Source organism: Streptomyces sp. NPDC006435 (assembly GCF_040612315.1).
In the GTDB taxonomy this organism is placed as follows: Bacteria; Actinomycetota; Actinomycetes; order Streptomycetales; family Streptomycetaceae; genus Streptomyces.
On record NZ_JBEXPY010000110.1, the window covers coordinates 1 to 3674 of the forward strand.

Consider the following 3674-nt stretch of genomic DNA (forward strand, 5'->3'; position numbering starts at 1 on the left):
GTGCGGGGACGAGGTCGCGGTGGACGTGCGGCTCAAGCGGGGCCGTTTCCACAACGAGCTGACCCGGCACCGCTACGACACCGTCCTCACCAGGACGGCGACGGGCTCCGCGACGGCACCCTCGGAACGGGTCCTGACGTGGGGCGACGAGATCACCGGCATCGATGAACTGGCCGTGCACCTGACCGAGCCGGACGCCCCTCGCATCCGTGTCAGCGGCGTGCCCAACGACCGTGTCGCCCACGAGGTCGCCGCTTCCCGTGCCCTGTCCGCGGGCGAGGACCGGGCAGACGTGCGTGACCTGCTCGAGGCGCGGAGCGGTACGACGGTCGACCCCGAGGACCTCTACGAGCTCGGCGAGCGTCTCGGCCACCGCACGGCGGTCACCTGGTCCCGGTCGGGCGAGGACCTCGTGGACGTGGTGTTCGAGACACGGGCCGGCGACACCGCCGCGGGAACCGTCGCAGCCCCGTACCGGATCGTCGGGGAACTGCGCCCCGACCCGGTCGAGTACGCCAGCGTCCCCACCGCCTCGCGCGACAACAGGGCCCTGATCGCTGCGGTCCGCGAGTTCGCCGAGGCCGAACTGCCCGAGTACATGGTGCCCTCGGCCCTCATGGTGCTCGACGTGCTTCCCCTGACGGCCAACGGCAAGGTCGACCGCAAGGCGCTGCCCGCCCCGGCGATCGCCACGACGGGAGGCCGGGCCGGCGGTTCGGAGCACGAGGAGATCCTGTGCGGCCTGTTCGCCGAGGTGCTCGGCCTGCCGACGGTCGGCGTGGACGACAACTTCTTCGAGCTGGGCGGCCACTCGCTGCTCGCCACCCGCCTGGTGAGCCGCATCCGGCCCGCCCTGGGCGTGGAGGCCGACGTGCGGATGCTCTTCGAAGCGCCCACCGTCGCCGAACTGGCCACCAGACTGGGCACGGGAGGCGAAGTGCGGCCCGCTCTCGTCCCGGCGGACCGGCCCGAGAAGGACATCCCCCTCTCGTTCGCCCAGGAGCGCCTCTGGTTCCTGGGCCAGCTGGAAGGGGCGAGCGCCACCTACAACATTCCGATGCTGCTGAAGCTCAGGGGCCCCCTGGACGTGGCGGCGCTGCGGGCGGCCATCGGCGACCTGGTCACCAGGCACGAGAGCCTGCGCACCGTGTTCGTGGAGACCGCCGGTGTCCCGGTCCAGCGCATCCTGGACGTGGACGACGCCGTACCGGAGCTCGCCGTCAAGGACGTCGCGCCGGCGAACCTGTCCAGGACGCTTGCCGCCGCGGCCGAGGAGACCATCGACCTCTCCCGCGAACTGCCGTTGCGCTCGACTCTGTTCAAGGTCGCGGAGAACGACCACCGACTGTGCATGCTGCTGCACCACATCGCGGGCGACGGCTGGTCATTGGCCCCGCTCACCCGGGACCTGGCGGCGGCGTACGCGGCGCGCTGTGCGGGGCGGGCTCCCGAGTGGCAGCCGTTGCCCGTGCAGTACGCGGACTACACGCTGTGGCAGCGCGAGCTGCTCGGCGACCCCGCCGACCCCGCCAGTCTGGGGGCTCGCCAGGTGGAGTACTGGCGGGAGGCGCTGCGGGACCTGCCCGATCAGCTCACGCTGCCCGTGGACCGGCCCCGCCCGCCGATCGCGACCTACAGGGGCGACCTCTTCGAGTTCGAGGTCGACGCCAAGCTGCACCGCCAGCTCCTGGCCCTCGCCAGGCAGGGCCGGGCCAGCCTGTTCATGGTGCTGCAGTCCGCGCTCTCCGCACTGCTCACCAAGCTGGGCGCGGGCGAGGACATCCCGCTCGGCGCGGGAATCGCGGGCAGGACCGACCGGGCGCTGGACGACCTCGTCGGGTTCTTCGTGAACATGCTCGTCCTGCGCATCGACACGTCGGGCGCCCCCACCTTCGCCGAACTGCTGGAGCGGGTGCGCGAGACCGCACTGGGCGGCTACGCCCACCAGGACGTGCCCTTCGAGCAACTCGTCGAGGTGCTCAACCCCGTGCGGTCGCCCGCCTACCACCCGCTGTTCCAGGTGACGCTGGTGCTGCAGAACACGCCCAGGGGGCGGGTCGAGCTGGCGGGTCTCGAAGCCGAGGCGGAGCGCATCGGGACCGGGACGTCGCGGTTCGACCTGTTCTTCAGCATGACGGAGAAGCACACGGCGAGCGGCGATCCCGATGGGATCGACGGCTTCGTCGAATACAGCACGGATCTGTTCGACCGGTCGACGATCGAGGGCATGGTCGAACGCTTTCTGCGACTTCTCGCGGACGTGGTGGCCGACCCCACTCTGCGGATCGACTCGATCGATGTGCTCACCGAGGACGAGCACCTGGAAATGCTGAACTGGGCCACAGGAAGTTGAGTCATGTCTGAGGTAATCGAGAACCAGACCGGCGCGTTCGACGAACTGGTGTCCCTGGACCAGAAGTTCGAGGGCCAGGTCGCGCGCACGCCGGACGCGATCGCCCTCGTGGCGGGCTCGCAGCGGATCTCCTACCGGGAGCTCGACGACCGCGCCGAGCGGCTGTCCCGCGTACTGGCGGAGCGCGGAGTGGACAGTGAGCGCGTGGTGGCGATCGCCATGCCGCGATCGGTGGAATTCGTCGTGGCGGTACTCGCCGTGGTCAAGGCCGGCGGCGCCTACATCTCCCTCGACGGCCGTTACCCGGACGCCCAGATCCGTCTGATGTGGACGGACAACCACGTCTCGCTCCTGCTGACCGACACGGCATCGAGCGCGCCGGAGTTCGTCCCCGACGAGCAGGTCCTGGTGTTCGCCGACACCCGGGGCGACGACAGCGGGGAAGACGCCGGACGGACCCGGCCCGTGCGCGAGGCACGTGGCGGCGCCGGCCGGGACCGGCTCGCCTGCGTGATCTACACCTCGGGATCCAGCGGCACCCCCAAGGGCATCGGCGTCACCCACGCGGCCATCGCCGCACTTTCCGACGAACCGCGGGTGACCTCCCACACGGACCGGGTTCTGCTGCACTCGCCGACCGCCTGGGACGCACTCCCGTACGAGCTGTGGGTGCCGTTGCTGACCGGTGGTCAGGTGGTGGTGGCGCCCGAGGGCAGGGTCGACGCCGAGGTGCTGCGGCGGGTGATCGTCGAGCACGGGGTCACCTCGCTGTGGATGGCCTCCGGCCTCTTCAGCCTGATGGCCACCGAGTGCCCGGAGGCCTTCGCCGCCGTGCGTCAGGTGCTGACCGGCGGCGACGTGGTCTCACCGGCGGCGGTCAGGCAGGTCATGGACAAGTGTCCCGACCTCACCGTCGTCAACGGCTACGGCCCCGGCGAGGCCACGACCTTCACCACGCTCCACCCCATCGACCCGGTCGCCGACGAGCAGCAGGTGCCGATCGGGCGTCCCGTCGCGGGCAAGCGCGTGTACGTGCTGGACAAGAGGCTGCGGCTGGTACCGCCGGGTGTGGCGGGGGAGCTCTATGTCGCAGGGGCCGGACTGACGCGCGGCTACGTGGAACGGGCCGGCCTCACGTCCGGACGCTTCGTGGCCGACCCCTACGGCGAGCCCGGGACCCGGATGTACCGGACGGGCGACGTGGTGCGGTGGCGCACGGACCGACGCCTGGAGTTCGTGGGTCGTGTTGATGATCAGGTGAAGGTTCGGGGTTTTCGGGTTGAGCCGGGTGAGGTGGAGGCTGCTTTGGGGCGGCATCCGG

2 protein-coding genes are annotated in these 3674 nt (G+C 70.8%); both read left to right on the forward strand.

All coding sequences use genetic code 11. The features are described 5' to 3' along the window. Window positions 1–2353: condensation domain-containing protein (locus tag ABZZ04_RS39260; RefSeq protein ID WP_356937028.1), on the forward strand; the 2353-nt coding region annotated here is incomplete at its 5' end. A gap of 3 nt (window positions 2354–2356) precedes the next feature. Continuing rightward, window positions 2357–3674 (forward strand): amino acid adenylation domain-containing protein (locus ABZZ04_RS39265; protein WP_356937029.1); only part of this gene is annotated, 1318 nt, incomplete at its 3' end.